Origin of the sequence: Bacillus sp. SIMBA_026 (assembly GCF_046535335.1) — a bacterium.
Classification (GTDB): Bacteria; Bacillota; Bacilli; order Bacillales; family Bacillaceae; genus Bacillus; species Bacillus velezensis.
The window spans coordinates 1-244 of sequence record NZ_JAWRWX010000408.1; the positions used below are offsets into that span (position 1 = coordinate 1).

At 61.5% G+C, this 244-nt stretch carries 1 protein-coding gene; it reads left to right on the forward strand.

The features are described 5' to 3' along the window. Window positions 1-73: 73 nt before the first annotated feature. The coding region (locus SB847_RS21990; protein WP_410578857.1) for a twin-arginine translocation signal domain-containing protein at window positions 74-244 on the forward strand (171 nt) is incomplete at its 3' end.

Here is a 244-nt window from a genome sequence, read left to right on the forward strand (position 1 = left end):
TTGCGGAACTTACCAACGGATTCGTGCGGCCATCAAAGACGCCGCACGCGTCCTGGCCTGAGGGTGGAAGACCATGCGATTTCATGGCATTGAGACACTTGCCGGCGGCACACATCTTTCCGGGGAACCCACAGTTGGACCCGTTTCGCGCCGCAGCTTTATGAAACTCGCAAGCGTCGCCGGCGGAGGGTTGGCGCTCGGAATTGCAACACCCCGCGTGGCGGCGCAAGCCAAAGGTGATGCC